The organism is Vibrio sp. 1874, assembly GCF_033344395.1.
GTDB lineage: Bacteria > Pseudomonadota > Gammaproteobacteria > Enterobacterales > Vibrionaceae > Vibrio > Vibrio alginolyticus.
Genome location: NZ_JAWPOR010000001.1, coordinates 61,524 through 87,588, shown reverse-complemented (window position 1 = coordinate 87,588; position 26,065 = coordinate 61,524). Strand labels below are relative to the sequence as shown.

At 44.9% G+C, this 26,065-nt stretch carries 28 protein-coding genes; 13 read left to right on the top strand and 15 right to left on the bottom strand.

Annotated elements, in window-relative coordinates; genetic code table 11:
- The first annotated feature begins 10 nt into the window (after positions 1 to 10).
- Positions 11 to 802 (top strand): LytR/AlgR family response regulator transcription factor, encoded by a 792-nt coding sequence (locus R8N46_RS00460; protein ID WP_053303980.1) that lies wholly within the window; start codon positions 11 to 13, stop codon positions 800 to 802.
- Positions 803 to 870: 68 nt separating this feature from the next.
- Complete coding sequence (locus R8N46_RS00455; RefSeq protein WP_115386890.1) at positions 871 to 1,506, top strand: DUF2268 domain-containing putative Zn-dependent protease; 636 nt, start codon at positions 871 to 873, stop codon at positions 1,504 to 1,506.
- Between the two features lie 117 nt (positions 1,507 to 1,623).
- Here R8N46_RS00455 and R8N46_RS00450 read toward each other — a convergent pair whose 3' ends face one another.
- The 4 genes from R8N46_RS00450 to R8N46_RS00435 form a co-directional block, all read right to left on the bottom strand.
- On the bottom strand, positions 1,624 to 2,118 hold the full coding sequence (locus tag R8N46_RS00450; RefSeq protein ID WP_005448882.1) for a peptidylprolyl isomerase: 495 nt from the start codon (positions 2,116 to 2,118) through the stop codon (positions 1,624 to 1,626).
- A gap of 122 nt (positions 2,119 to 2,240) precedes the next feature.
- Complete coding sequence (locus tag R8N46_RS00445; protein ID WP_025768726.1) at positions 2,241 to 3,902, bottom strand: methyl-accepting chemotaxis protein; 1,662 nt, start codon at positions 3,900 to 3,902, stop codon at positions 2,241 to 2,243.
- Between the two features lie 175 nt (positions 3,903 to 4,077).
- Positions 4,078 to 4,464: a thiol-disulfide oxidoreductase DCC family protein gene (locus R8N46_RS00440; RefSeq protein WP_104980301.1), complete on the bottom strand. Its 387-nt coding sequence runs from the start codon at positions 4,462 to 4,464 to the stop codon at positions 4,078 to 4,080.
- Between the two features lie 24 nt (positions 4,465 to 4,488).
- Entirely contained in the window at positions 4,489 to 5,283 is a 795-nt protein-coding gene (locus R8N46_RS00435) for a DUF4344 domain-containing metallopeptidase (RefSeq protein ID WP_005383215.1), read from the bottom strand.
- Positions 5,284 to 6,145: 862 nt separating this feature from the next.
- Between R8N46_RS00435 and gltS (R8N46_RS00430) the strand changes: the two genes are divergently transcribed.
- On the top strand, positions 6,146 to 7,381 hold the full coding sequence (gltS, locus tag R8N46_RS00430) for a sodium/glutamate symporter (protein WP_005392050.1): 1,236 nt from the start codon (positions 6,146 to 6,148) through the stop codon (positions 7,379 to 7,381).
- A 99-nt stretch (positions 7,382 to 7,480) separates the two neighbouring features.
- Here the strand turns inward: gltS (R8N46_RS00430) and R8N46_RS00425 are convergent, their stop codons facing one another.
- The 3 genes from R8N46_RS00425 to R8N46_RS00415 are packed head-to-tail and all read right to left on the bottom strand — an operon-like array spanning position 7,481 to position 9,536.
- On the bottom strand, positions 7,481 to 8,311 hold the full coding sequence (locus R8N46_RS00425) for a hypothetical protein (protein WP_171342396.1): 831 nt from the start codon (positions 8,309 to 8,311) through the stop codon (positions 7,481 to 7,483).
- The gene (locus tag R8N46_RS00420; RefSeq protein ID WP_005383221.1) at positions 8,311 to 9,168 is read right to left on the bottom strand and encodes an ABC transporter ATP-binding protein; all 858 of its coding nucleotides are present in this window, start codon (positions 9,166 to 9,168) and stop codon (positions 8,311 to 8,313) included. Before R8N46_RS00420 ends, R8N46_RS00425 begins: the two co-directional genes overlap by 1 nt.
- A complete protein-coding gene (locus tag R8N46_RS00415; protein WP_005374444.1) occupies positions 9,165 to 9,536 on the bottom strand; it encodes a GntR family transcriptional regulator in 372 nt (123 codons plus the stop codon). The genes R8N46_RS00420 and R8N46_RS00415 overlap by 4 nt, the downstream gene beginning before the upstream one ends.
- Positions 9,537 to 9,949: 413 nt before the next feature.
- Here R8N46_RS00415 and gltS (R8N46_RS00410) point away from each other — a divergent pair, with 413 nt between their 5' ends.
- Together gltS (R8N46_RS00410) and R8N46_RS00405 are read left to right on the top strand one after the other, a co-directional pair.
- Positions 9,950 to 11,176 carry a sodium/glutamate symporter gene (gene gltS, locus R8N46_RS00410; RefSeq protein WP_025768732.1) on the top strand — a complete coding sequence of 409 codons (1,227 nt, stop codon included), beginning with the start codon at positions 9,950 to 9,952 and terminating at the stop codon, positions 11,174 to 11,176.
- Between the two features lie 154 nt (positions 11,177 to 11,330).
- A complete protein-coding gene (locus R8N46_RS00405) occupies positions 11,331 to 12,197 on the top strand; it encodes a hypothetical protein (RefSeq protein ID WP_025768733.1) in 867 nt (288 codons plus the stop codon).
- A gap of 91 nt (positions 12,198 to 12,288) precedes the next feature.
- On the opposite strand, the gene nagB is transcribed toward R8N46_RS00405, so the two are convergent.
- Complete coding sequence (gene nagB / locus R8N46_RS00400; RefSeq protein WP_005374441.1) at positions 12,289 to 13,089, bottom strand: glucosamine-6-phosphate deaminase; 801 nt, start codon at positions 13,087 to 13,089, stop codon at positions 12,289 to 12,291.
- Positions 13,090 to 13,463: 374 nt separating this feature from the next.
- Between nagB and R8N46_RS00395 the strand changes: the two genes are divergently transcribed.
- On the top strand, positions 13,464 to 13,715 hold the full coding sequence (locus R8N46_RS00395; protein ID WP_005374440.1) for a DUF3081 domain-containing protein: 252 nt from the start codon (positions 13,464 to 13,466) through the stop codon (positions 13,713 to 13,715).
- Positions 13,716 to 13,862: 147 nt separating this feature from the next.
- Here R8N46_RS00395 and R8N46_RS00390 read toward each other — a convergent pair whose 3' ends face one another.
- Positions 13,863 to 14,216 carry a DUF413 domain-containing protein gene (locus R8N46_RS00390; RefSeq protein WP_005374439.1) on the bottom strand — a complete coding sequence of 118 codons (354 nt, stop codon included), beginning with the start codon at positions 14,214 to 14,216 and terminating at the stop codon, positions 13,863 to 13,865.
- A 149-nt stretch (positions 14,217 to 14,365) separates the two neighbouring features.
- Between R8N46_RS00390 and R8N46_RS00385 the strand changes: the two genes are divergently transcribed.
- Complete coding sequence (locus R8N46_RS00385) at positions 14,366 to 15,259, top strand: LysR family transcriptional regulator (RefSeq protein WP_005374436.1); 894 nt, start codon at positions 14,366 to 14,368, stop codon at positions 15,257 to 15,259.
- A gap of 81 nt (positions 15,260 to 15,340) precedes the next feature.
- Here the strand turns inward: R8N46_RS00385 and R8N46_RS00380 are convergent, their stop codons facing one another.
- The 3 genes from R8N46_RS00380 to R8N46_RS00370 all read right to left on the bottom strand — a co-directional run bounded on the left by R8N46_RS00380 (position 15,341) and on the right by R8N46_RS00370 (position 17,019).
- Entirely contained in the window at positions 15,341 to 16,036 is a 696-nt protein-coding gene (locus tag R8N46_RS00380) for a pirin family protein (RefSeq protein WP_005383228.1), read from the bottom strand.
- 9 nt (positions 16,037 to 16,045) lie between these two features.
- Positions 16,046 to 16,489 (bottom strand): DoxX family protein, encoded by a 444-nt coding sequence (locus R8N46_RS00375; RefSeq protein WP_005374434.1) that lies wholly within the window; start codon positions 16,487 to 16,489, stop codon positions 16,046 to 16,048.
- 326 nt (positions 16,490 to 16,815) lie between these two features.
- Complete coding sequence (locus tag R8N46_RS00370) at positions 16,816 to 17,019, bottom strand: hypothetical protein (protein WP_017633816.1); 204 nt, start codon at positions 17,017 to 17,019, stop codon at positions 16,816 to 16,818.
- 194 nt (positions 17,020 to 17,213) lie between these two features.
- On the opposite strand from R8N46_RS00370, the gene R8N46_RS00365 reads away from it, so the two are divergent.
- From R8N46_RS00365 to R8N46_RS00355, 3 genes are all read left to right on the top strand, one after another.
- Positions 17,214 to 18,581, top strand: a complete 1,368-nt coding sequence (locus tag R8N46_RS00365) for an AlkA N-terminal domain-containing protein (protein ID WP_213969210.1) — start codon at positions 17,214 to 17,216, stop codon at positions 18,579 to 18,581.
- The gene (locus R8N46_RS00360) at positions 18,578 to 19,060 is read left to right on the top strand and encodes a methylated-DNA--[protein]-cysteine S-methyltransferase (protein ID WP_005374431.1); all 483 of its coding nucleotides are present in this window, start codon (positions 18,578 to 18,580) and stop codon (positions 19,058 to 19,060) included. The genes R8N46_RS00365 and R8N46_RS00360 overlap by 4 nt, the downstream gene beginning before the upstream one ends.
- 91 nt (positions 19,061 to 19,151) lie before the next feature.
- Positions 19,152 to 19,970 (top strand): hypothetical protein, encoded by an 819-nt coding sequence (locus R8N46_RS00355; protein ID WP_213969209.1) that lies wholly within the window; start codon positions 19,152 to 19,154, stop codon positions 19,968 to 19,970.
- 72 nt (positions 19,971 to 20,042) lie between these two features.
- Here the strand turns inward: R8N46_RS00355 and R8N46_RS00350 are convergent, their stop codons facing one another.
- Positions 20,043 to 20,651, bottom strand: a complete 609-nt coding sequence (locus R8N46_RS00350; protein WP_005374427.1) for a YitT family protein — start codon at positions 20,649 to 20,651, stop codon at positions 20,043 to 20,045.
- A 201-nt stretch (positions 20,652 to 20,852) separates the two neighbouring features.
- Here R8N46_RS00350 and R8N46_RS00345 point away from each other — a divergent pair, with 201 nt between their 5' ends.
- Entirely contained in the window at positions 20,853 to 21,248 is a 396-nt protein-coding gene (locus tag R8N46_RS00345) for a GFA family protein (protein WP_017821038.1), read from the top strand.
- 37 nt (positions 21,249 to 21,285) lie between these two features.
- Here the strand turns inward: R8N46_RS00345 and nhaD are convergent, their stop codons facing one another.
- Together nhaD and R8N46_RS00335 are read right to left on the bottom strand one after the other, a co-directional pair.
- Positions 21,286 to 22,716, bottom strand: a complete 1,431-nt coding sequence (nhaD, locus tag R8N46_RS00340; protein ID WP_005374422.1) for a sodium:proton antiporter NhaD — start codon at positions 22,714 to 22,716, stop codon at positions 21,286 to 21,288.
- 420 nt (positions 22,717 to 23,136) lie between these two features.
- Entirely contained in the window at positions 23,137 to 24,162 is a 1,026-nt protein-coding gene (locus R8N46_RS00335; RefSeq protein WP_213969208.1) for an acyltransferase, read from the bottom strand.
- Between the two features lie 250 nt (positions 24,163 to 24,412).
- On the opposite strand from R8N46_RS00335, the gene R8N46_RS00330 reads away from it, so the two are divergent.
- Both R8N46_RS00330 and R8N46_RS00325 read left to right on the top strand, forming a co-directional pair.
- Entirely contained in the window at positions 24,413 to 25,003 is a 591-nt protein-coding gene (locus R8N46_RS00330; protein WP_047102492.1) for a TetR/AcrR family transcriptional regulator, read from the top strand.
- A 128-nt stretch (positions 25,004 to 25,131) separates the two neighbouring features.
- The gene (locus R8N46_RS00325; protein WP_017633823.1) at positions 25,132 to 25,989 is read left to right on the top strand and encodes an alpha/beta hydrolase; all 858 of its coding nucleotides are present in this window, start codon (positions 25,132 to 25,134) and stop codon (positions 25,987 to 25,989) included.
- Positions 25,990 to 26,065: the final 76 nt, after the last annotated feature.

Here is a 26,065-nt window from a genome sequence, read left to right as displayed (position 1 = left end):
GAAGAAAGGAATGAATACAGGGTTTACTGCCATTATTGCTGATGATGAACCGTTATTGAGGCGTCATCTTGATAAAAGCCTAGCTGAAGTGTGGCCAGAGCTAGAGGTGATAGCCAAAGTCGCCGATGGTGAACAAGCGTTGCAAGCCATTGAGCAAAGTCAACCTGATATTGCGTTTCTCGATATTCGTATGCCAGTTTTGGATGGTATGACATTAGCGCAAAAACTCAATCAACTCGCCAATCCACCTTTGATTGTGTTTGTCACAGCGTACGATGATTACGCCATCAAAGCTTTTGAGCAAAATGCCGCCGATTATTTGCTCAAGCCTATCTCGGATGAGCGCCTCCTGACGACGTGTGAAAGAGTGAAAGCACGCCTTGCTAAGCGAGAGCAAGAAAGCAGTAATGTGCAGATGAGCAGCCTGTTAGAGCAGTTGCAGCAATTATCCGCGCCACAAACGCCGCAATATCTTCAGTGGATCAAAGCGACGCAAGGGGAAGACATTCATCTGATCGCCACGTCTGATGTGTTGTATTTCAAAGCGGAAGAAAAATACGTTTCTGTGTATGCCCAACAAGGACAAGGCAAAGTGCAGGAGTATTTGATTCGCACATCGTTGAAAGAGTTGATAGGGCAGCTTAACCCAGAACAGTTCTGGCAAGTACACCGTTCAAGCGTTGTGCAAGTGTGCAAAATTAGCAAAGTAAACAAAGACTTTGCTGGAAGAATGTTTGTTCACGTTGGAGAAACTAAGCTTCCGGTGAGTCGTGCATCTCAAAGTTTGTTCAAAGGGATGTAATCGCTAGAACTGCTCACTCTTTACACTGTAAACTCGCTGCTCTTAACCCACATTATCAAGGAAGATAAATGAGTTATCGCGTAACCCTGTTAAATGCGACGGGAGAACTGTCTCCAATCTCTGAGTATTTGCATCAGAAACTTGATGATCTGAGCTCACAACTTTCTAGTTACTTTGATTTGAGTAACATTGACCTCACCATTAGCCCGTTTGATCGCAATGACGTACCGCAGACGGGGATTGGTGGCTATTGCTTAAGTGCCTATCGTGTAGAGATTCTGCTTGATACTCAACGTACTGATATTAAAAACGTTATTGAGAAAGAACTAGCTGCGGTGTTAGCGCATGAGTTGCATCACCTGTTCCGTATGCGAGCGGGAGAAAGTGGCGTTGCACTTGGTGATGTACTAATTATGGAAGGGTTAGCTTGTCACTTCGAACGTAAGGTGAATGGCGGCGTCACTCCGAGTTTGTTTGAGCAAATCAAAGATCAAGATTGGCGCCCTTTCTACGCTGAGATGAAAGACAAGCTGACCAGCCTAGATTACAACTTCGATGCTTACTTTCTTGGCAGCGATGAAAGCCGCTGGCCGAAATACATGGGGTATTGGGTTGGGTACAACCTTGTTGTTGAATATCTGGCTGATTTTCAAGGCTCCGAGCTTGATTTAGTCGGAGCAAAAGCCGAGCTTTTCTATCAATAACTCTGGCACAAGCCAAACTAATCGGCTGAGTCATAAAAACAAAAAGCGCCTACGTCATCAGACGTTAGGCGCTTTCTTCGTTTTATAGCGACGGTTTCTCCGAAGAGGCGAATGGGCTTATTCGCTGACTGTCACTTTCTCAATAATGATTGGATCGCATGGCACATCATCGTGACCAAGTTTAGAGGTCGTTTTCACTTTCGCGATGCGGTTTACGACATCCATACCCGCGGTCACTTTACCAAACACGGCGTAGCCCCAGCCTAGGTTGGTAGTAGCGGTGTGGTCTAGGAAATCATTGTCTTCCAAGTTAATGAAGAACTGTGCCGTTGCAGAGTGCGGTGCATCGGTACGCGCCATTGCGATAGTGCCAACAAGGTTCTTTAGACCACGGTTTGCTTCGTTCGCGATAGGGGCGCGTGTTGGCTTTTCTGCCATGTCTTCGGTGTGACCGCCACCTTGGATCATAAAGCCGTCGATAACGCGGTGGAAAATGGTGCCGTTGTAGAAGCCATCTTCACAGTATTTTTTGAAGTTCTTTGAGCTAACTGGTGCTCGTTCTAGGTTCAGTTCAATCTCGATGTCACCGAAATTGGTGGTCATAATAATCATCTGGTTTTGCCCTTGTGGGTGCTTAGTTTGCGGCATTATAGCTAAGTCGTATGAGGATAGCAGAAATAAAAACAGCGACGTTTTGGCGTCGCTGTTTGAATGGTGAGTGGGTGAGGAAAGCGTTAAACCGTAAAGCGACCGACCAAGTCGTACAGCTCGTTAGCTTTGTGGTTTAGGTTGCCACTACCTGCGCGGTTTTGATTCGCAAGGTGCGCCGATTGGCTGCTTTGTTGAGAGATCACTTCAATACGTTGTGAAATCTCTTGCCCAACTTGGCTTTGCTCTTCAGTTGCCGTTGCGATAAGCGTGTTCATGTCCATGATGTTAGCAATTGCGGCTTGGATTTCTTGCAGTGCGGCAGAGGCTGCTCGTGCTTCCTCAACCGTTGCTTCACCACGCGCTTGGCTTGAGCCCATGGCTTTCACTGCCGCATCCGAGCCAGACTTCAATTGCTCAATCATTTGGTGAATTTCGCCTGTGCTGTCTTGAGTGCGACTCGCCAGTTTACGAACCTCATCGGCAACGACTGCGAAGCCGCGACCTTGTTCGCCTGCACGGGCTGCTTCAATGGCTGCGTTCAGTGCCAATAGGTTAGTTTGCTCGGCTATATCCTGAATCACTTCCAGAGAAGAAGAAATGTTTTTTACGTCGCTCTCTAAACGAGAAATCACCGTGCTGGCTTCCGACACCTCTAGCGCGAGTGCTTCGACAGAGTTCGCTGCTGAATCAACAATGTGTTTTGCTTGTTGTGAGTTTTCATCGGCGTCTCTGGCTGATTGCGCTGCTTGGTTAGCGTTGTTTGAAATCTCGTGCGCCGTTGCTGTCATCTCGGTCATTGCCGCAGCGACTTGTTCGGTCTCTTCACGTTGACCAGAAGCTAATTCATCCACTTGCGATGCACGCTGTGACATCTCGTTGGTCTCTGAAACCACTTCTTGTCCTACGTGGCTAACGCTCTTAATGATGCCTTGCAGGCTTTCAACGAAGATATTGAAGTTACGGCTAAGTTGGGTGAACTCCGGCACGCTCGATTCTTCCATGCGCGCGGTTAAATCTGCATCGCCTTGCGCGAAAGAGTGAATTGAAGCATCAAACTGCTCAATAGGCTTCATGATGCTGCGGTTAACAAACACGGCAAAGACTGCAACTATCGCTGTAATCGAGGCACAAAACAGGGCTATCGCAGTTAGTGTGGTGTTGAGATCTTCGTGTGCGGCTTTTTCCATGTCTGCCACAATGGCGTCGATATCGTCCGTGTAGAAACCCGTTCCCAACATCAAGTCCCATTCAGGAATAAAGACTGAGTAGCTCAGTTTCGGTAGTGCTTCACTCTGACCGAGTTTCGGGAAGTAATAAGTCGTGAACTCACCAGTTTTGGCATTTTTTAGCAAATCCTGAATCAGGTAATTGCCTTTCTTGTCCTGCAAGTTATAGAAGTTTTCCCCGATGCCTTTGGTGTTTTTACCCACCACGACGCGAACGCCTTTTGAATCATAACCAAAGATGTAGCCGGATTGACCAAACTCTAGTTGTTTCAAGATAGGCAGAGCCTCTTCCAGTGGGGCATTTTGTGCGAGTAGCGGCTCGACAGCGGAACGCGCCATTTGTACGTAACTTTTGAGTTCGGCTTTTTTCATCTCCATCATTCGACTTCGAGTTTGCTCAATCTCGTGCTCGTTGTAGGCCGTGGTTTGTACGTAGGTGAACCACATCATGCCTATTGCCATAGTTAGAATTGGAATTATTGAAAGGATATATAGTCGTTTTCTGATCGTCAGATTCATAGAGACGTCCTTCTCTCGGCGCAGCGTTACAAGTGACAAGCTGAATAAGCTTGCCTGATAAAAGTGTTAATACTTATTGTTGTAATGCTTAGAGATTAACCGAGTTACTCAATCAGAAGTACTGGAAATTTGTAAATCTAGACGAAGGTCGTAGCATTTTTAAGCGGGATCACAATTAACGTGAACACGACCCACTATTGCAACGAGAAGTCCCCGTTAACCAATATGAGACGCGATACCTATTCTTTGCGAATTTCAGGTAAAGCCAGTCAGCAACAGGTTTAACGAGGCGCCAACGCAGTGGAGCGTAGAGCCAACCGCGACCAACTAATTGCCACGCACGATGAGTCACGTCCAACCCAAGCAGAAGCTCCCCCTTTTCGTTGAGGGCGTGCAAAATGGTGTCGGCTTGTTCAGGATCGATCTGAGGATAATCTGCGAATGCATCACTATAGATATCGACGGTTTTGATTTGCTGCTTGGCATCGCGTTGTTTTAGCGCCTTCATCTCTTTGGCACAAAGCGGGCAGGTTCCGTCATAAAATATGGTGAGTTTTGTCATTGCGGTTTTCTTGTTTGAGATTTTCTAATCGCTTTTACGTGGCGAATTTTCTTTTGGTTCATTGTTTTGCAAGTAATGCAGCCAATTGTCGCGAATGTTGCCGTAATTGAATTGGCAGAACTCTTTGCGATCACGCAGGTAGTCTTTTTCTACTTCATCGAGTAAGGCTTTGTATTGCTCAGGATCACTACCGTACACCAGACATAACGTTGAAAAGTAACGCTGCAAATCAAAGCTGTGTTCGTCAATGTACTCGCCAAAATCGTAGTAGTCCGGTCTGTCGTCGGATTCGAATGCGAACATGTCGGCGGCGCTAATGGCCATATCTGCGCCATCTTCTAGGAAGTCAATCATTAAAATAGTGGCAAAATTATCGACCGCATCTTCTTCTTTTCCGAGAACAGGGATGCTTTGATCTTCGATGTAAGCATGTCCAGCTTCATGAAGTAAAGTGTGCAATAACGTATCTAGCGCCCCTGTTTTTGGGGATTTTCCGAAGCGTTCTTCATACTGATTATTGGAGAAGTAATTGAGCGACTCCAAATAAAAAGTGTAAGGAACGTATATTGTGTGTGTATCAGGGTCATACATTGGACCATCTTCTCCGCCGTAAACCAGCGTGAGAGCTTTATCAAATGGAAAGTAGGCCTGAGATAGCTCAGCAAAGATGGTGTTTACATCGCTGCTTTGAATCGATTGTTGGGCGATTTTTTCATGAGTTGTCTCTACGGGAGAATATTGAATACGAATGTTTTCAGCTGCTGTAGCTGATGAGACGACGCTGAGTAATAGCGCAGCGCAAAGCGAATGAATGTTCATGTGGGACTCTTGTTATTGAATAACTTGTATAAAAAATTATACATGTTTTTGCCTGATGCATAGTTGGGGTTGTACTCATTAGCCAAAGTCGGGACGTCGGTCTCGAAAAGCAATCATGATAACATCGCATATTTCGGCTGCTTGGTTGTCTAGGGCGTTTATCAAGACCTCTTGGATAAGAACGGCGGTGAAGTTATTAGCTATGCATCGTATTCTAAGAAGCTTACTGAGTAACTGTGCTTCGATCTTTATCTGTAAAAATGATAATAGGCAGTTAATCATTGCAAGGTTTAACCATGGGGTTGGTGAATGTCACTGAATTGAAGAAAATTATCAGCGATATGTTATAATCCTGCTCCGTTGTAACGAAAACGTTTGTTGCAGCCTGAGAGTTTCCTTGGATTCGGCTCGTTTATACACCATGAGCCAGAGTTGAAAAGCTACGACAGGAACAGGCAAACCCAATTGTTTTGAACGCGCTCTCGGCGTTTAGCGGTTACAACGGGAAGGAACTTTGTTTGATAGTAATTGACACATTCTGTTTAAGTAAGGGAGCCCGAAGTGGTTCAGAAAGTGTCACCCAGAATTTACTCACAACACGACACCCCAAGCGATAACGCACAGGTATTGCGAGGGGCCATTTGAAGGAGCTGTATCAGCTCCTTTCACATTTAAGGGCTTGCTAACAGCGTAAAAACTGACACATCGCTTAAGGAGCGCCCCTTAAACTAGCCTAAGGCGCATCTACACCAACTTTTTGAGTATTTTCGAAACAATAAAGCGAGAAAATTTGCTATTGAACGAAGGTTAAACTAACACTCATTCATTACGGAGAATGAAGAGAACAATAATAAGAGGCGATATGAATCATTTAATATCTGTAGGTGCACTGGAGTCCTTCTTGGTCGCAATCAGTGTGCTTTTCCTGGGGCATTTTATTAATGCTAAGCTACCGATTTTAAAGAAATTCAACATACCTGAGCCGATTGTAGGTGGTCTTATTGTGGCCTGCATGATTACTGCTCTTCATTTCAACGGCATCGACTTAGAGTTCGACTTGCCATTACAAAATACGTTTATGTTAATGTTTTTTGCGACGGTTGGTTTGGCCGCAAATTACACTCAGTTGATGAAAGGAGGTGCGAAGGTTTTTATCTTCTTAGCTGTCGCATCGTTTTACATCATCATACAAAACGGCGTTGGCGTTTCACTCGCGGCGGCGCTCGGTTTAGATCCTTTGATGGGGTTAATTGCTGGCTCGATTACTCTGTCAGGTGGTCATGGTACAGGTGCTGCGTGGTCACAAACCTTTCAAGACGTGTATGGATTGGATAACGTCTTAGAAATTGCAATGGCATCAGCGACTTTTGGTTTGATCATCGGCGGTATCATTGGTAGCCCTGTAGCGCAGCGCCTCGTAGAAAAAAACAGCATTGAATCGGAGTATGGTCGTGGTGGTCGAGATGCCAAAACTCACGAAAAATTCCCTGAGTTGGTGACCTACAACGAATATGAAGAAGATAAAGTAACGGCGAAAAAAGTGGTTGAGAAACTCTTCTTCCTACTGATCTGTGTTACTGGGGCGAAGTATGTTGAGCAATGGGTTAGCACGTATGAAATCTCATGGTTGATGATTCCAGACTTTGTATATGCGCTGTTCATTGGTGTGATCATCACGAACTTCTTGGAGGTGACCAAGCTTCGTAAGTTAGATGCAGAAACCGTCGATATGCTCGGTACCGTTTCTTTGTCATTGTTCTTGGCGATGGCATTAATGAGCTTGAAGTTATGGAATATCTTTGACTTAGCGATTCCATTCTTGGTCATTTTAGCTGTGCAGTCTGTGGTCTTAGCTATCTTCACTTACTACGTTACGTTCAAAGTGATGGGAAGCAACTATGACGCTGCGGTTATTGCGGGTGGTCACTGTGGTTTTGGCTTGGGGGCAACCCCAACAGCCGTGATGAACATGGGCTCTATCGTTAACCGATTTGGCCCGTCGCCGCAGGCATTTATGGTGGTGCCAATTGTGGGGGCTTTCTTTATCGACATCGTCAACTTAATTATCTTGCAAGGCTACATTTCATTCCTTGGTTAAAGTTAAGTGGATGAGCTCCTAGAGGCGAAATAAAACGGTCACAACACTGGTTGTGACCGTTTTTTTATGACTTGGTTTGGTCGTTTATTGAATGAAGCATTATTGGATAGTTCGGCTGAACTTGAGGCTAGCTGTCCAACCAAGAATACCAATGAAGGCGTAAATGCCAACGTTTAACCAACCCGCTTGAGGAATGGCATTGAATGGGTTTGGTGTAATAATGGCGTGCAGCGGGAGGTAAAGCACTTCGGAGAAAAACTGATCTAGCCCGTAGAAACCAAAAAGTGCGATAGGCATCCAACGCAGCGCATAAATGGCGATAAACAAAATGACCAGTGGTGAGTTCACTTTTTGTGAAATAGCCATCGCAGTTAATGCCAGCGGTAACAGCAGAATACCGGTGAACAACATTCTGATTAAAAACTCTCCCCAATGCAGCAGCACGTAACCTAACGAGGCTTGGCGGTACAATAAAGCCAATTGGTGATCAGTAGAGATGTTCAGCAACCACAACATTAAATTTGCAGCGAGTACGAGCACCGAGCAGACAAGCGGAATCACCAATAAGCCAAATCCTAGCTTCACTAAATGGGTTTTTATGTCACTGACAGGCATACTGCGCCAAAACATAATGCTGCCTTCCGCCCGTTCTTTGCGTAGCGTTCTTGGGAAGTACTGAACGGCTAACAAGATAGACAGCAGCCCTGCTCCTCCGGAAATCAACATATTGACGTCATCACCAAGCTCTTTGTGAATGTCACTGACATCGCCACCAAAGCTCATTTGGAAAAACATATTGTGTTGTAGAGTATCGTTACTCATTAAACTCACAAAGAGAATAACTCCACACGCCAACACAAACAGTGGAATACGTAAAACAAGAGGGTTTTCTAACCACTCTTTTTGCAACATCGCGACAACTGAACGCATTACGCTGCCTCCTTCTGCAATGCTAAAAATAGATCCGCTAACTTCACCCCATGGATGGAACCCATTGTTTCTGCTTGTTGGGCATACTGGGCTTTGAGTAACCATTTCGTTGAACCGAGGCCTTTTTGTGACGAGAGTGGGTTCATCGCTTCAATTTGTGTGCGGTGCTCGTCGTTGGCTTCAAGAATGAAATAGTCTTCACTGATACTGTCCATCGAGGTTTGCAGAACGGGGCGACCATGCTTAAGAATCAGAACATCTGTCAGCAAGTGCTCAATCTCTGATACTTCATGACTGGCGATGATCAACACGCGCTCGCCGTCGTGAAACCATTCCAATAAGTGACGATAAAACGTCTCGCGATACACGAGATCTAACCCGAGTGTCGGTTCATCCAATATGAGGATTTGGGTGTTGGTCGCGATCACAATCGCGAGGTGTAATTGCACCTTCATCCCTTTGGATAAAGATTTGATGCGCGCACGAGGTTTGATGTCCGTTTGACGAAGTAGCGTATCTGCTTGGGCGCGATTGAACCCTGGATGCACGCCCTCGGTATAGTTAAGCAGTTGAGCAACGGTCATCCAATCTGGCAGAACGTTGACATCCGAGATGTAGGATAAGCTCTGCATTATCTTGTCGCGTTGCATAATAGGTTCAAATCCGTTGATACGAATAGTGCCCTGATATTCATGTGCACCGAGTAGGGCATTAATAAGCGTTGATTTACCTGCGCCATTATGGCCGAGTAAGCCAAGTACTTGTCCTGCATGTAGGTCGAAACTCACTTCATGCAGTGCTTCTCCTTGTTGCTGATATTGCTTGGAGACGTTGTTTACACTGACTAATGCGCTCATTGGTCACCTTTCAAGTGTGGTTTTAGTTGTTGAATGAATTCGTCGAGTGACATATCCAGACGCTGTATTGTGTCGGCTATCTGCGGAATTTGTTGCTGAAGAAAACGTGCCTTCTCGTCTGCGAGTAATTTGAGCTTTGCTCCTGAAGCGACAAACATACCTTGACCGCGTTTTTTCTCCACTAGCCCGTCATCAACAAGCAATTGATAGCCTTTCATAACGGTGAGGTGGTTAATTTTCATATCTGCAGAGATGCTACGGACGGAGGGCAGAGCATCGCCTTCTTGCCAGACACCTTGCAGTATTTGCTGCGTGATCTGGTCTGCCAACTGTCGAAATATCGGTTGGCGATCATGCCAATTAGTCATGAGTGAATCTCTTGGTTGAGATGGTGTTATATATATGTATAACACCTAGTGCATTAGAGAGAAAGTAATAATTTAAAACCTAGTGTATCCGCCTGTCTCATTCGCTCTAAATATCCACCTATGTGGTCGTTGTTTTGAGGTTTTGTTTTATATGGAAATTAATTGCTTCTCATAAGTTGAGAAGTGTTGTTTTTCTCTTCCCATCAATACACTTATCACCTGTTCTAAATGAATATTCTCACTGAATGATAATTAGCATAATTTTAGGTCTGCCTATTTCTTACTTGATGAGAACTGATGGTCAAAGAGGCCTAGAAAACAAAAGTTTCGAGAGGCAATCTGACTGGCTTAGGCACCTATCTCACGTTGAGCGCGTGCTCAATGAATGAGAAAGAGTAGAGTAAAGAGGTCTCATGAATCAGGTAATATCTATCGGCCCACAGGAGTCGTTCCTCGTCGCAATTTGCGTGTTGTTTTTAGGGCAGTTCATCAATACCAAGTTACCAACCTTAAAAAAATTTAATATTCCAGAGCCAATTGTTGGTGGTCTAGTGGTCGCTTGCGTCATCACGACGATGCACTTAAACGGTGTGGATGTTTCCTTTGATTTACCACTGCAAAACGTCTTTATGCTGATGTTTTTTGCAACCGTTGGCTTAGCGGCAAATTACACCCAACTGATTAAAGGCGGTGCGAAGGTTTTCATCTTCCTAGTTGTGGCATCGGTCTACATTCTTATCCAAAATGCGGTCGGCGTGTCCTTAGCAACAGCGTTGGGGTTAGATCCACTCATGGGGTTGATCGCCGGATCCATTACGCTTTCTGGCGGACATGGAACTGGAGCTGCGTGGTCGCAAACTTTTCAAGAAATGTATGGTTTGCATAATGTTCTAGAGGTGGCAATGGCTTCTGCTACATTTGGCTTGGTGATGGGAGGGATTATTGGCAGCCCTGTTGCACAAAAGCTACTAAACAAACACAACTTGGAATCGGAATACGGACGCACCAATCAAAGTCATCAGAGTTTCCCTGAACTGGTGACGTACAACGAACATGAGGAAGATCGTGTCACAGCGAAAAGAGTCGTTGAAAGCTTGTCCATCATTCTACTTTGCGTGACAGGCGCGAAGTATCTCGAGAGTTGGGTAAGCAGTTTTGACATCAAGTGGTTAATGATTCCCGATTTTGTTTATGCGCTGTTTATTGGTGTTGTTATCACTAACATCATGGAAGTGACGAAGGCGCGCAAGGTTGATTTAGAAACCGTTGATATTCTTGGCACGGTTGCACTATCTCTATTTCTTGCCATGGCCTTGATGAGTTTGAAATTGTGGAATATTTTCGATCTTGCGATCCCATTCCTTATTATTCTTGCTATTCAGTCGGCAGTGTTGGCGATGTTCACTTACTACGTAACATTCCGCATGATGGGAGGCAACTACGATGCGGCGGTGATCGCTAGCGGACACTGCGGTTTTGGGTTAGGTGCTACACCGACTGCAGTCATGAATATGGGCTCCATCGTGAGTCGATATGGTCCATCACCACAAGCATTTATGGTGGTTCCAATTGTCGGTGCATTCTTCATCGACATTGTGAATTTAGTGATTTTGCAAGGATGCATCGCTTTTATTAAATAACATTCGCTTTTTTACCGAAATAACAAAGCCAGCACCTATACGCTGGCTTTGCTATTTGTAACACGAAATCTTGTTTGCCTGACTTCAAGCCGTGAAATCAATGCGTTACTATGACGACATAGTGTTCAATTTTGCAGCAGCATGAGGTACCCACATGTCTGAAAAAATATCGACGTCGGCATTAGCGAAAATGCGCAAGGTAGAAGCTAAGCTGCTGTTTGCCGATCTCAAACGTGCAGGCTACATCGTTCGCCAAGATGAAAAGTGGATTTTGACCGAAGAAGGGGCAAAGTTTGGCGGTGAGTATGTGGATCACCCTAAATTTGGCCAGTTCATCGTCTGGCCGACCAACTTACATATTGAGCTGACTCCCAGCTCAGGGAAAACATTGAGCGCGACACAACTGGGTGAAAAGCTGAAATTGAATGCGAAGCGCATGAACCAGCTTTTGAGTGAACTGGGTTGGTTGACCAAATCCGAAGAGGGATGGAGTGTCACAGAAGCTGGTGTGCGCGCTGGTGGGCAGCAAAGAACCGATAAAGAAACACAAAATACCTTTGTCGTATGGCACGATGTGGTGCTGCGTAACAAGCGTCTTAAGCAGTCTGTCATTGAGTTTTTAGGGCAAGACGCGGAGTCACATTCTACGGATAAATCGTACTCAAGCTTTCGCCAAAAATTTGAAGCCAAGCACCGAACATTAGATGGGCATTACGTACGCTCTAAGGGTGAGTTGCTCATTGACAACTGGCTGTACTTGGCTGGTGTAGTGCACGCTTATGAGCGTCAGCTGCCGATTGACCAAGATGTCACTAGCGATTTTTACTTACCAGGCGGTAAAGTCTATTTGCAATTTTGGGGAAGTGACGATGGGGAGATGGCTCAGGCCGACCGTGAGACCATTCGTACTGTTTATAAGCAGCATCATTTCAACCTTATCGAAGTCGAACCGAGTGAACTAGACAAGTTGGATGAAGTGCTTCCTAAGCGTCTTCGTCAGTTTGGTATTAAAGCTTATTAACGACTTAAGCCCCGCTGTTCAGATAAGAAAAAACCCGTGTTCAACACGGGTTTTGTATTTTTAGTGTGTTTCTAGGCTGCCATCCTATGGGTTAAAAGCCTTTGATGTTTTCTGCTTCTAGCTCAGAGAAGTACTTCACTGTCTTCACTTTCAGTTCTTGTTGAGCTGGTTCGTCGCATACGATCACCGCTTTAGGGTGAAGCTGAAGTGCAGAAACTGTCCATAGATGGTTTACACAACCTTCCACGGCTGCTTCAAGTGCCTGAGCTTTGTTATGACCAGTGACCAAGATCATCACTTCTTCTGAGTCTAGAAGCGTACCAACACCGATAGTCAGCGCGTATTTAGGCACTTGGTTGATATCGCCGTCAAAGAAGCGAGAGTTCGCAATGCGAGTGTCTTCAGTGAGGGTCTTGATGCGAGTACGAGAAGAAAGAGATGACGCTGGCTCGTTGAACGCGATGTGACCGTCGTTACCCACGCCGCCCATGAACAGGTTGATCTTGCCGTAAGACTTAATTTTGTCTTCGTAACGCTTACATTCTGCGTCGTGATCGTCTGTGTTACCGTTCAGTAGGTTGATGTTTTCTTCTTGAATATCAATGTGATTAAAGAAGTTGTTGTACATGAACGAGCGGTAAGATTCTGGGTGATCCGCAGGGATGCCAATGTACTCATCCATGTTAAAAGTCACGACGTTTTTGAAGCTGACTTCGCCGGCTTGGTAAAGCTCGATTAGGGCTTTGTAGGTTGCTAGAGGAGTGCCACCAGTTGGTAGACCCAGAACGAATGGACGCTCAGCAGTAGGTTTAAAGTCGTTGATACGCTTAGCGATATGCGCAGCTGCCCACTTACCTACTTGTGCTGCTCGAGTTAACGGGATAAGTCTCATTTTGTGCCCCTAGTTATTGGAATTGACGATGTACTGAAACATTAATTCGCATTATAAAATAAGTAATGGCGAACTGCTATTGTTTTAGGTCAAAATTTTGCTTTTTCTTTAACCAATGTTGGTTTTGTCGACGATTTTTATATCTAAATGCTTTTATAAGACGATTTTTTACAAAGAAATTGCATTATGAAACTGACGAATCAATAGATAAAATTTATGATCTAAATTAAGTTCTGCCTTCGCACTTAACCTTGTTTTTTAACAACCTACAGAGTGCGAAATCGCACACGAACTTCAAATATTATGGGTTAGATATGGCATGGCGCTCATTCTTTAACCATAATTGAAATGTGTAAACCAGTGAGGAATTCGGTATGAAAAATGAGTTAGATCCGAGCAAAGTACTACAGGCTTACGAATGTGTGATGAACAACGGTACGCCAACCGAATTTGGTAAAATGTATGAAGGTGTAGAAGCGTTTTCTGACTACGATGGGTACAACGTTTTCTTGAGAGGGAATGGTGTTGAGCTAAAAATTGGCTTCCACAACACCTATCACTTGGAATATGACCAAGAGCATTTGAAAGAGAGCTTTCTGAAAAAGATTGCGACGCTCGCCAAGTAAACGGTCATCACCCAAATATTAAAAAAGCCCTTGGGAGAATGCCCCCTTGGGCTTTAGGAGAAGAAATGAGCTTGTCTTGCTCGCTCAGTAAAGTCAAACGAGCTTTCGCCTACTGCTAGAAAAAGGCGAGAACTAGGTTATTGGTTATTAATCGTCTTCAACCAAACTCTCTTCAATGTATTCTTCTGTGGCGTCAGGCTTGTTACGACCATTTAGCGTATGGAAGCGCTTGCGACCACGAGCAAGTTGGGTGTACTTTAGCCACGTACGCTCAAGTTTTGTTTTTGCTTTGCCCGGGTTTTCTAACACCTTGATGAAGTGTTTCTCTTCGCTGTTTTCAGGTGTTAATTCGCCTGACTCTAAGCCAAGCATTGTATCCCCATAAATTGTTAGGATTTCCTCTTCTGAAAGAGTAAAATCGCCAGACTTTGCAAAGCCGCGTGGGAATTTTACGTTATCGTAAAAACGTTTTTTGCCATGACGGAATTCAGTGTCAGACATGTCAACAGCCTCTGTAACCGTTATTGATGAATGTAGTGAACTTACGGCAAAAATTAGGCTTAAATCTAACAAAAGAAAAACAAAACTTTTTTGTCGTCATGATTTTAATTAGTTGTTAATCTGGTTTTATATTAACCAGGAGATGGTTTATGGATGTAAAAGTCTTTCGAACATTTTTAGAGCTGGCAAGAGTTCGTCACTTCGGACGTGCTGCTGAGAACCTTTATATTACCCAAGCCGCTGTGAGCGCACGTATCAAACAATTGGAAAGTTACTTCGATACGCAATTGTTTATTCGTGATCGAAATAACATAAAGTTGACCTCTGCAGGTGAGCGCTTAATCAGCTATGCCGAGGTAATGGTCACTACATTGCAACAAGCGAAGCTAGAATTATCGCTTGAAGATGGCAAAGCGCTGCAACTAACGTTAGGTGGCACGCCAAACATTTGGGACGCTTATTTACAGAATTGTTTAAGTGTCGTCACAGATTCGTTTGGTGGTTATGGCTTCATGGCAGAAGTGATGGGACGTGAGATGCTCAGTCGTAGCTTGCTAGAGCGCACGTTAGATATGGCATTTGCGTTCGATCAGATCAAAGCTGATGAGCTTAACTGTAAAAAAGTGGCAGATGTTGTTCTCGTTCTGGTATCAACTGAGAAAGATTCTTTAGACACCGTTTTCGAAAACAAATATGTGTACGTTGACTGGGGGACGCGTTTCTCCTCAGAGCATTCTGAACGTCACCCTAAGATTCCGGCTCCATATTTACGCACTTCAACAGCGCGTATCGCATTGGACTTTATTTTAGAGAAGGGTGGAGCCGCGTACTTACCAATCTCTCTCGTGGAGCCATTTATCGCTAATGGGCAGCTTCACAAGGTGTCTGGAGTAGAAGATTGGTGTCGCCCTATCTATTTGAGCTATCGTAAAGCTAGCTCGTCTGTAGACGCGATTAAGCAAGTGGAAGAAATTGTCAAAGAGATCGATCCACTGACCGCTTACAGTTTTCAGCAAATTGGTTCTGGCACTTCCGACGAATAGCGTTGAATGAAAAGTCAGAAAAACGAAAAAGCCGCCTTGAGAAATCAAGGCGGCTTTGTTTTTATCTCGATGAATCGATAGTTATGGTAAGTCAAACAACAGGGCTGTTGTGCTTTCGTTTGATGTATTGCGCAAAACAACCTTACTTTGGTGTTCAATCTTCGCGCCGTCGCCAGCCGTCAAAGTGGTATTGTCGACACTAAGGCTGCCTGTCACTTGATGGATGAATAGATTTCGGCCCGACTCAATCTCAAAGTTTAGTTCGCTACTTGGCTCAAGAATTAACTGATGCAAAGTCGCATCTTGCTTAATAAGTAGCGTGCCGTTTTCTCCAGTTGGAGTTGCGATAGTCGTTAACCCAGGATTGCGCCCAAAATCTTTTTGCTGATAACCTGGTTTGGTTCCAAATGTGTTCGGTTGAATCCAAATCTGTAGAAACCGCAGCGTATCTTGGTTCGACGCATTGTACTCACTGTGGTAAATCCCTTTCCCTGCCGACATGAGTTGGAATTCACCTGCAGGTAGTGTTTTGACGTTACCTTCACTGTCTTTGTGTGCGATAACACCTTCCAACACATAGCTGATGATCTCCATATCACGGTGGCCATGTGTATCAAAACCCGCGCCAGGCTTGACTACATCGTCATTAATGACTCTCAGCTCAGAAAAGCCCATATGTTGAGGATCGTAGTAGCTACCAAAAGAAAACGTATGTTTGCTATCAAGCCAGCCAAAGTTTGCTCGACCTCGGTCTGCTGCATGTCTTACCGTAATCATAAGGCCTCCTTAAGAGAGCTTTTTGTTTAAAAAGTTATCTAACGCTGCTTTACCTGCGCCAGAGAACGCCAGAGAAACGCTCGCTGCCAGTAATGCCAAGCCAAACTCGTAACCGTTGTTTGCCATGAACAGGCCATTCTCAAAGTGGACAGAGAATATCGCTACCACCATCGTGAACGCCAAAGCAACCGCTGCTGGTCGAGTTAGCAGACCAAGTAAAATGAACAAGCCGCCAAAGAACTCTGCGCTGCCCGCAAGTAACGCCATGAGTACGCCAGGACCTAAACCGATAGATGCCATCCACTGACCTGTGCCTTCTAGGCCGTAGCCACCAAACCAGCCAAATAGTTTTTGTGCGCCGTGCGCCATAAAGATAATGCCGATTGGAACGCGAAGTGATAGTGCGCTGTAACCTGCGTTTGATGTGGTAATTTTCTGTAATAGTGCTTTCATGATTCTGTCCTCTGACTTTTTTCAATGAGTGGGAAGCGTGTGCTCCCGTGCTGTTGAGAACAGTTTAGGTAGAGGCGAACATAAAAATAACGGGAGGATTTTGATAAACTCGTTCTAAAAAATTGAATGATTGGTTTTTATTTATTTAAATCAATGTCTTGATTTTTATATTCGGGTGTTTATTTGCCGATTATTGTCTGTTTTAAATCAAGGTCTGTCATTATTTTCGATAAACATTTTTGCTGTTAAACAAAAAAAAGAGCACATGTACTGTGCTCTATTGCTTTCGCTTTTAACAAGGGAGAAAGGTGTGTTAAAGAAAACCGTCAGAGGTTCATTAAGCTCTCTAATGACTCCTCTACATTGTTGTAGTGATAAGTTCGAATATTACGTCCATCCGTCGCATTAATCTGAATTTCTGAGATCTCGTTATCTGAGTCTCGTTCGATAATTCCAATAGAATGATCTACGGATTTACTGGTAATAACCTTTTGGTTTCTTAATACAATTACGCAAGTATGTAAGTCCATGCCAATTCCCTTTAGCCGACGTTGTTGTGATGTTCTGGATCTAACTTTAGTGTACAAAAGCGCTAATGCCAATAAATCTCAATATTGAGTTCCGAAAATGGCTAATTATGGGCGCTTAAGCAAGCTACAATAACACTATATTGAACGATGCCTATGAACAATAAATGACAAAAGGCATGAGCAAGGAAAGCACTATGTTTATTCACCCCCATACCTCACTGACCTTTGAGCAGTGTCACAAGGCGCGAGTCGCGCGAGACAGTCGTTTTGATGGGCGATTTTATGTGGCGGTAAAAACAACGGGAATCTTTTGTCGTCCGATTTGCCCGGCAAATTTGCCTAAAGAAGAAAATGTTGAGTATTTCGCTGATAAGACGCAAGCCCTTCAAGCAGGGTACCGTCCGTGTTTACGCTGTCGACCTGATAGCGCTCCTGGATCTTGGGCATGGAAAGGTGTCGAGACGACCTTTCAACGAGCGATTTCGTTAATTGATAGAGGGGAGTTGCATCACCATTCGGTGTCTGAGTTGGCTGAGCGTGTTGGGATTTCTGACCGTTACTTACGTATGTTATTTGAGCAGTATCTAGGAATGTCACCCAAGCAGTATGCGCAATATCAGCAACTAATGTTCGCCAAACAGTTGCTTCACTCCAGCTCTATGTCGGTCACCGACGTGGGGTTTGCGTCAGGTTTTAACAGTACGCGCCGCTTTAACGATGCTTTTCAAAAGTTTCTCAAACTAACGCCTTCTCAAGTACGCCGTAAAGAGTTTGATGGTGCGGGTTGCAATCGAATTGCCTTACCTTATCGAGGTGAGTTGAATTGGTCGCACATGTTGGACTTCTATCGTTTGCGAGCGGTTGAGGGGGTTGAGCTGGTGAGTGATGAGAGTTATCAGCGCAACGTTTTTTTGGATGACAGCAAAGCCTGGTTTAAAGCGACAAAAGGTGAAGGATACTTAGAACTGGCGTTTGAAATTGAAGACGTAACGAAGCTGCAAAACTTGGTGTCTGACATTCGTCGTATGTTCGATCTTGACGCTGATATTTGTACTGTTGAGCAGCATTTGGAGTATGTCGCGCCTGGGCTCGTGTCGAGTAAAGGTATTCGTATTCCTGGTGTATGGAATGCATGGGAAGCAGGGGCTAGAGCGATTTTAGGCCAGCAAGTGTCGGTTAAAGCTGCGATTGGTCAACTTAACTTATTGGTGGCCACACTTAGTGGTGAGTCAGAAAAACGTTTTTTCCCGACTCCCAGTGATATTGCAAACGCCGACGTGAGCTTTTTGCGCATGCCGCAAAGTCGTAAAGAGACGCTAGTGCGCTTCGCCCAGTTTATGCAGGACAACTCAGAAGCTGACCCCCAGCAGTGGCTAACTTTGAAAGGCATTGGACCTTGGACCGTCAGTTATGCTCAACTGCGAGGGCAATCTCAACCCGATTGCTTTCTAGATAAAGACTTAGTGGTGAAAAAGGCGATGCAGCGTTACCCATCACTGAATACGCACACAGCGGCCCCTTGGGGAAGCTACGCGACGTTTCACTTATGGAATCAATCATGAAAACATTTTATACCGAAATGCCGAGTCCACTAGGAACGGTGACTATCCAATCGAACGCTGAGGGCTTACTTGGCATTTGGTTTGAAACATGCACCACTAAGCCGAGTGAGCTGGGGGTGCGAGACGAGCAGCATCCGGTCTTGCGCCAAGCTGTCACCCAACTGGATGAATACTTTGCTGGTCTGCGCAACGAATTCGACTTGCCCCTTGCTGCGACAGGCACTGATTTTCAAAATCAAGTTTGGCAGGCACTAACGACCATTCCATATGGGGAAACGTGGAGCTATCAAGATCTCGCGAATGCGATAGGTAACCCTAAAGCTGTGCGTGCTGTTGGGTTAGCAAACGGGAAGAATCCGATTTCTATCGTGGTACCTTGTCATCGCGTTATTGGCAAAAGCGGAAAACTGACTGGGTATGCAGGTGGAGTGGAGCGCAAGCAACGTTTGCTCGCGCTGGAGCAAGGTACACCGCTTTAAGTGAGGCGATTCTCGTATTGGGATTAAGCGTGCTACACAGGGGTAACGATAGTGTAGAGTTTCATAATCGTTATACGAATAGAAGAAGGACATGCCTTTCAAAACGGATTTTGATGCCTTCATGAGAGAGTGTTGGCAGCATCACGAGGAAAATCCCGAACAAGTTTATGCTAAGCTAGAAACGGCTCTGAGCGAGGTGGAAGACGTTACCCAAATCGAGCGAATATTCGCATTGATGCTGCATACCGCTATTGGGCATCTCCAGTGCCCAGAACAGTTTCTTACTTGTTTAGAGCACTTTGATGAACGCAAGGTTGCCGAGAGTTTGGCATTTCAACGCAGTATTGCCGTTGCGCGCTATTTCGTAGATGGCACTGACAATATGGAATTATTGGAAGAGCAAGAACAACGCCGAGTTTACGCTTTGATTTCGAATGAACTTTCTGCACTTGTTCAGCTTGAACTGGCGAGTCAATGGTTGGTGAAGGCAGCGTTAGGAATGACGCCGAACGATGCAGAAGGGCCATTAGCGCGCGCTATCGCGATCACTGCGAACAACTTAGCATGTCAGTACGAAGCGCTGGCTGAGCGCACGTGCATGGAAAAATCGAAGATGTTAGAAGCAGCGACACTCGCGCTAGACTATTGGAAAGTGGCAGGGGGGTGGATGCAAGAAGAGCGCGCAGAGTATCGCTTAGCGATGAGCTTGCTTAAAGCGGATAAACCGCAAGAAGCCAAAGTGCATGCTGAGCGCTGTGAGGCTATTTGTCAGCAAAATGGTAGCGACGCGTTTGAGCTGTTCCACGCACATGACTTGTTGATGCAAGTACACTTCCATCTTAGCCAGAAATATAAAGCTAAATTGGATGAAGAGATGCAGCAGCACTGCAAAACGAGCTCGTTGACGTGATCTTAGCGTTGAATGAAAAAAGCCCCGAGCGACTGGCTGAGGGCTTTAGGGTTGTTGACTATGCAGCGATGATTATGCTGCTTGCGCTTTTGCTTGGTATCGTCCTGGTTTATGGTTCATCGCCAAAATCAAGTTCGTTGCGATGGCACCTAGAACAGATAGAGCGATAAGGTGCACATCTACAATGAACAGTGACATCACCACGATGGCACAATCTAACGCCATTTGAACTTTACCCGCTCGAACTCCAAAACGTTCCTGAAGGTACAACGCTAGAATGTTAAAGCCACCCAAACTCATTTTGTGACGGAAAATTACCAACATACCGATTCCAATCAGCCCACCACCCAAAAGTGCCGCATAGAAAGGTTCGATTCGTGAAATCTCAATCACATGATGCAGATGATCGACCGCAAAAGAGACAATCGAAACCGCAATAAAGGTATTGATAGTGAAGCGCCAACCCATGCGCATCACAGATAAAATATAAAAAGGGAGGTTAAGAGCGAAAAATATCTGACCAAAACTGAAGTCACTCACTTTGGTTAGGAAGATCGCCAAACCAGCCGTACCGCCAGTGAGCAATCCTACTTTGCTAAAAAATATCACCCCAAGTGACACCAACGCACTGCCGAGCGTCAGAGCCAAGAGGTTCTCTCTTAGGCTATGATCTTTGTCCATAAATTAATTTCCTTGGTTTAAAAACCGCGCCGGAGATAACACGTCTCACGGACGCGATAGACAATCGCCAAAATAGCAACTAACAAATCGGCCAATAAAATGTCGCGAAAAGTGATGGATGTCGAGTTTTTGGACGAGATTATGATGATATTAACCTGTTTAACATAATGTACACAGATAGAAAAACAACAAGGAAAAGTTATGATTAAGAAAGTTGGCAACACCCAAATCAACACATTACATCGACTGAGTTGTCACTGTGGAAAAGTTGAGCTGGAACTGGCGTTACCCAATGGTATTGAGAAGCCGAGACGGTGTGACTGTTCTATGTGTCGACGTCGTGGCGCGATTGTAGCATCTGTACCTTTGAACGGTATTCGTATTGTGCAAGGCGAAGACGTCTTGAAGCAGTATCAATTTAATACACACACTGCGAAGCACTTTTTCTGTGGCGAGTGCGGTATTTATACGCACCATCAGCGTCGTTCTGACCCGAGTGAGTATGGCTATAATGTCGGCTGCTTAGAGGGCGTCAACCCATATGAGTTGGGAGCGATTGAAGTGATGGATGGCGTTAACCATCCATCCGACCGCTAGGTTGTGTTGCAAGTTAAGTACCTGATTGTCGGTGCTTTTAAGTAAATAAACCGCTATTCATCCACAAGTGTACCGCAATACTGGCGGCATAACCCAAGGCGATGACGGGAGCCCACTTTAGGTGGCCAAAGAAGGTGTATTGTCCACGCGCGGCTCCCATTAAAGCGACGCCTGCCGCGGATCCGATGGAAAGCAAACTGCCCCCGACACCTGCGGTTAATGTGACCAGTAGCCAGTTGCCCATCGACATGCTTGGTTCCATGGTCAGTACAGCAAACATAACCGGAATGTTATCGACGATTGCAGATAGGACACCAACCATTACGTTTGCCCAGACTGGGTTCCATTGCGTGTACATGACGTTTGAAACCAGTTCGAGGTAGCCAAGTAAACTTAAACCGCCAACACACATCACAACACCGTAGAAGAACAACAAGGTGTCCCATTCGGCTCGAGACACACGATGAAACACATCAAACGGAACCACTGAGCCTAAGCGCTTCAATGCCTGATCATCGCCATTGGCAATTGCCATAGCTGCTTTTTTTGCGAGTGAGTGTTTGAGAGTTTGGCGCAAAAAATATCCGAAAAACTGTAAGTACGCCAAGCCCATCATCATGCCCATAACGGGTGGGAAATGCAGCACAGCATGGAAAGAGACTGCGGTGGCAATCGTCAGAATGAATAATGCGACAATACGCCTTGCCCCGCGTTTTAGCTCAACGTGTTGGTGAATCGTATTCGGTTTTGTGTTTGGAACAAACAGTGACATCAAAAACGCGGGAACCAAGTAGTTCACCAATGACGGTACAAACAACGGAATGAACTCAGCAAAGCTGACATGACCGGCCTGCCACACCATCAGGGTTGTAATATCCCCAAATGGGCTGAATGCACCGCCAGCGTTGGCTGCGATAACAATGTTGATACAAGCAAGATTGACGAACTTAGGATTATCACCAGAGACTTTCATCACTACAGCGCACATCAAAAGGGCTGTAGTTAAGTTATCGGCAATCGGTGAAATGACAAAAGCGAGAAACCCCGTCAGCCAGAACAACTTTTTGAATCCAAAACCTTTACCAACCATCCACGCCTGTAAGGCATCGAAGAGTTTGCGTTCTTCCATTGCGTTGATGTAAGTCATCGCCACGAGCAAAAACAGCAGCAACTCGGCATATTCCAACAAGTTGTGTTCTAGTGCGGATTTGGCGATTTCAGGCTGGTTGTGCTGAGCAAAGGTGTAGCCAATCAGAATCCAAATTAACCCTGCAGCGAGCAGCACTGGCTTGGATTTTCTCATTTTCAGATACTCTTCCAACATAACCAGTATGTAAGCGATCGAAAAGATAATCAGAGCCGCGTAACCGACACCAGAATTAACAAGATTCAGTTCATTGGTTGATGCAGCAAAGGTGGCGCTAGAGAACAACAAACAGCAGAAAGCCACAATTGGATAGATTGGCATAGACATTTCTCCTTTGTCTGGTTGGAGAAATATTAGCCACAAATGAATGAGTTAGTTGTGAGAGAGCTCGAATTAACAGTAGGAGTTAGGAAATGATAGTGTGCGCCACTATTTTCTGAGTGACGCAATGCTTGCTGCGCCGAATAAAACCGCAGCGGCATATAAACCGTAAGTTAACCAGTGACTAATCTCTAAAAAAGGAACGAGTCCTTGACCTGCCCACATACAGCCTCCGTTTAATGAGCAATGTTGTAATAGTCGAGCCAATTTAAAGGAAATGAACAATGTTTTTTGTGAGTGAAAGCAAATTCTGAAGGATTAGAAAGTCAAAAATTGGTCAGTGAGAGAGAAATCTCATTTTTAACTGGCTAGCTCTAACCCTTTTGAGTTAAAGCTAGCTATATCTAGAGCTGAATGCATTTAGCGTAGGAGCCATTTTTTCAACGGTGAAGCGTCAATTGCTTTCACAAGCAGTATGGTTGCAACAATCGTTGCAGGATAAATAAACACATCTTTCGCGAGGTGTTGCAGCCCGATAAATTCAGCGACATTCATCATGACAATTATGATAAGCAGATGGCTAACATATATCCCTAACACGCTAGGAGATAGTTTGAAGACCCAAGGCATGCCGCCAAAATGAGGGTGAGCCAAAAGCCACATAAAGACACCTACAGCCCAGATAACGGTACCGAATAGGAAGTCGTGCGAGTTGAAAGCGATGTCATGTTGCATCAGCCAGTAAGCTTCACCAAAATGCAGTGCCATGCCAAGAATGATGCATCGAACCGTATTGTTTCGCGACCACCGCCACTGCGCTTCTCGTGCGAAATAACCCAGAACAACTAGCAACGTGCTGAAAAAAGGCCCATTACGAGTAAAGAAAGGCGCTGGCAGGTCGGTAATGGTCGCGTAACTGCCAGCAAAGACCCCGTATATGTATAGCAATACTGCAGTTGGCAGTATCAGTTGCACCATATTGATATGCACGAGAAAGGCAATTAACGCTACGGCAATGACCAGAGCCGGAATAAACCACAGATGAACGAGTCCGCCTTCGATGAGTGAATTGATCGGGGTTGACATTAAGTACCCCCAATAACCTTGCCTTTCTGCGAGATACCCTGCCTCAGCGACCGTCTGCCATTGGAATGGCATCAGTAAACTGATCATGCTCCAAATGAGCCAAACCTTCATTAACGGTTTGGCGTAGTTCTTAAGAGTATCGATAGGTGAATGACTCAACTTCGGCTGGATTAGATAACCCGAGATGAGAAAGAACAGCGGAACAGCAAAACGAGCCAGTTGGTTGAGCATATAGCCAACCCATGGTATCCCATCCCACTGCCAGTACGTCAGTGCCATCTGGCAATGCAAACCCACAATCGCAAGCATTGCAATGATACGTGCAAACTCTAAGCTGGCTATTTTTTGTTTCTTTGCCATTACATTGTTTACCTAAATAAAAAACTTAGGTGAAAATAGCAGGTTGTTGTTGAAGTAATACGTGAAAAAGTCAACAGACTTGCGCTTACATTGAAGCTGTTTCGAAAATTAAGACTTACTTCAAACTTCTTAATTATTAACCTATTAACGCAATCAATACCTGATTCGTGAGTCGAAAATAGCACTGAATAATGGTTAGACCGGTTAACTCGAGATTGCAAAAAAGAACGATCGTGCTAATAATAAGATTATGCAAAAAGGAAAAGTGACAAAAGAGTTTATTCTGCAGCGGGCTTTTGAGATCGCCAGCGAAGACGGATTAGAAAGTCTTACGATTGGAGAGTTAGCCAAGCAATGCGGTATGTCGAAAAGTGGTCTGTTTGCCCACTTTAATTCGAAGTTGAATTTACAGCTATCGGTGCTTGATCACGCCAATAAAGTGTTCGCTGATCGGGTTATTGAGCCTGCTCGAGAACTCGGGGATGGCAATATCGAGCGTAAAATTAGAGGGTTGCTCGACTCTTGGATGACTTGGAATCACGCATTCCAAGGAAGTTGTATGTTTCTTGACGCTTGGAATGATACGGCAGATAAAGATTGCCCGCTTCAGGCCGGACTGCGTAAATCCATAGACACTTGGCTGAGCTATTTGGAGATCCAAATAACGAAAGGCAAAGAGAAGCAAGAATTTGCAGCAGACTTAGATACACGCCAAGCAACGTTTGATTTGTACGGTCTCTATTTGAGTGCGCATGTTTTTTACTCAATTAAAGGTGAGCAAGAAAGCTTGCGTCTGTTTTGGCAAGGGATCGACAACTTATTTTCTCGCTGGAAAGGCTAATATCGGTTATTCGCTTCCCAGATTCGTAGACATAAAATCACAAAGAGCGGCTGAGTTCGCTCTTTCTTATCAGCGTAAAAAGCACGACCGTTCTATTTTGTGCAAAGCTGATAGTTAAGGACATGATTATGAGTGAAAAAATTTACTTTAATACATCGCAACGTTTCAGTATTAAGCGCAGTTTGGTGAACATTAGTACTCGGTTACACCATACACTGGCCCCGTCACATGCAAAGAAGACCGCGCGCAAGCTTCTTCTGACACCTGCTCGTACGCAACCTAAAAATATTGAGCCTCAAGGACTTATCAAAGGTGAAATTAAAGGGCATGCAGGCATCATCAAAACCTATACTTTGGGCTCTGGACCTATTTGGGTGCTAACTCATGGTTGGTCTGGAACGGCAAGTCAGTTTTATCCACTGATGGAACATATTGCGTCGAAAGGGTTTACTGCTTTGGCGTACGATCATCCGGCACATGGTGAGAGTGAGGGGCAGTATGGGCACATTCCGGGGTTTGTCAGAGGATTAGAAGATGTGTTGGATACGGTCGAGGATATTGTTGGCCTAGTTGGGCACAGCATGGGCACCGCTTCTGCTCTTGAGTGTAGGCACAGTAAATTAGAAAACAAGCCTTTGCTGCTTATTGCTCCGGTATTAAATTACGTAGAGAACTTATTCGGTAGCATTGCGCGTTCCGGTTACTCGATGAAGCTTTTTAATGCTGTGGTTTCAGAAGTTGAAGACCAATTTGGTTATCCGTTACAGTCCATTGATCCGATGAAGCGTTTGTCTGAGCGTCCGTCTCACACCATTATTATTCATGATGAGCAAGACAAGTTCACCAAATACAGTGTCTCGGCAAAAGCGGCTGAAGAGATTAAAAACGTTGAGTTAGTGACAACACAAGGTCAGGGGCATGGTCGAGTGATGAAGTGTGAGCAAGTCTTCAGTAGTTTTGACCGTTTGCTCGATAGTGCTTGGTAACCCTTACTTTTACTGATTGACTCGCTCCGTTTTGCGCTAATTCGATTTGAAAGTAACACCTCAGATTTTTTCGTCT

Excerpts from the sequence above, each read along its gene's own strand:
- R8N46_RS00365 (WP_213969210.1), top strand. The coding sequence starts at position 17,214 with ATGTTTATTCACCCCCATACCTCACTGACCTTTGAGCAGTGTCACAAG.
- R8N46_RS00420 (WP_005383221.1), bottom strand. The coding sequence starts at position 9,168 with ATGAGCGCATTAGTCAGTGTAAACAACGTCTCCAAGCAATATCAGCAA.
- R8N46_RS00385 (WP_005374436.1), top strand. The coding sequence starts at position 14,366 with ATGGATGTAAAAGTCTTTCGAACATTTTTAGAGCTGGCAAGAGTTCGT.
- R8N46_RS00375 (WP_005374434.1), bottom strand. The coding sequence starts at position 16,489 with ATGAAAGCACTATTACAGAAAATTACCACATCAAACGCAGGTTACAGC.
- R8N46_RS00395 (WP_005374440.1), top strand. The coding sequence starts at position 13,464 with ATGAAAAATGAGTTAGATCCGAGCAAAGTACTACAGGCTTACGAATGT.
- R8N46_RS00390 (WP_005374439.1), bottom strand. The coding sequence starts at position 14,216 with ATGTCTGACACTGAATTCCGTCATGGCAAAAAACGTTTTTACGATAAC.
- R8N46_RS00440 (WP_104980301.1), bottom strand. The coding sequence starts at position 4,464 with ATGACAAAACTCACCATATTTTATGACGGAACCTGCCCGCTTTGTGCC.
- R8N46_RS00445 (WP_025768726.1), bottom strand. The coding sequence starts at position 3,902 with ATGAATCTGACGATCAGAAAACGACTATATATCCTTTCAATAATTCCA.
- R8N46_RS00455 (WP_115386890.1), top strand. The coding sequence starts at position 871 with ATGAGTTATCGCGTAACCCTGTTAAATGCGACGGGAGAACTGTCTCCA.
- R8N46_RS00330 (WP_047102492.1), top strand. The coding sequence starts at position 24,413 with ATGCAAAAAGGAAAAGTGACAAAAGAGTTTATTCTGCAGCGGGCTTTT.
- nhaD (WP_005374422.1), bottom strand. The coding sequence starts at position 22,716 with ATGCCAATCTATCCAATTGTGGCTTTCTGCTGTTTGTTGTTCTCTAGC.
- nagB (WP_005374441.1), bottom strand. The coding sequence starts at position 13,089 with ATGAGACTTATCCCGTTAACTCGAGCAGCACAAGTAGGTAAGTGGGCA.
- R8N46_RS00460 (WP_053303980.1), top strand. The coding sequence starts at position 11 with ATGAATACAGGGTTTACTGCCATTATTGCTGATGATGAACCGTTATTG.
- R8N46_RS00435 (WP_005383215.1), bottom strand. The coding sequence starts at position 5,283 with ATGAACATTCATTCGCTTTGCGCTGCGCTATTACTCAGCGTCGTCTCA.
- R8N46_RS00450 (WP_005448882.1), bottom strand. The coding sequence starts at position 2,118 with ATGATTATTATGACCACCAATTTCGGTGACATCGAGATTGAACTGAAC.
- R8N46_RS00325 (WP_017633823.1), top strand. The coding sequence starts at position 25,132 with ATGAGTGAAAAAATTTACTTTAATACATCGCAACGTTTCAGTATTAAG.
- R8N46_RS00350 (WP_005374427.1), bottom strand. The coding sequence starts at position 20,651 with ATGGACAAAGATCATAGCCTAAGAGAGAACCTCTTGGCTCTGACGCTC.
- gltS (WP_005392050.1), top strand. The coding sequence starts at position 6,146 with ATGAATCATTTAATATCTGTAGGTGCACTGGAGTCCTTCTTGGTCGCA.
- R8N46_RS00380 (WP_005383228.1), bottom strand. The coding sequence starts at position 16,036 with ATGATTACGGTAAGACATGCAGCAGACCGAGGTCGAGCAAACTTTGGC.
- R8N46_RS00425 (WP_171342396.1), bottom strand. The coding sequence starts at position 8,311 with ATGCGTTCAGTTGTCGCGATGTTGCAAAAAGAGTGGTTAGAAAACCCT.
- R8N46_RS00335 (WP_213969208.1), bottom strand. The coding sequence starts at position 24,162 with ATGGCAAAGAAACAAAAAATAGCCAGCTTAGAGTTTGCACGTATCATT.
- R8N46_RS00360 (WP_005374431.1), top strand. The coding sequence starts at position 18,578 with ATGAAAACATTTTATACCGAAATGCCGAGTCCACTAGGAACGGTGACT.
- R8N46_RS00355 (WP_213969209.1), top strand. The coding sequence starts at position 19,152 with ATGCCTTTCAAAACGGATTTTGATGCCTTCATGAGAGAGTGTTGGCAG.
- R8N46_RS00405 (WP_025768733.1), top strand. The coding sequence starts at position 11,331 with ATGTCTGAAAAAATATCGACGTCGGCATTAGCGAAAATGCGCAAGGTA.
- R8N46_RS00345 (WP_017821038.1), top strand. The coding sequence starts at position 20,853 with ATGATTAAGAAAGTTGGCAACACCCAAATCAACACATTACATCGACTG.
- R8N46_RS00370 (WP_017633816.1), bottom strand. The coding sequence starts at position 17,019 with ATGGACTTACATACTTGCGTAATTGTATTAAGAAACCAAAAGGTTATT.
- R8N46_RS00415 (WP_005374444.1), bottom strand. The coding sequence starts at position 9,536 with ATGACTAATTGGCATGATCGCCAACCGATATTTCGACAGTTGGCAGAC.
- gltS (WP_025768732.1), top strand. The coding sequence starts at position 9,950 with ATGAATCAGGTAATATCTATCGGCCCACAGGAGTCGTTCCTCGTCGCA.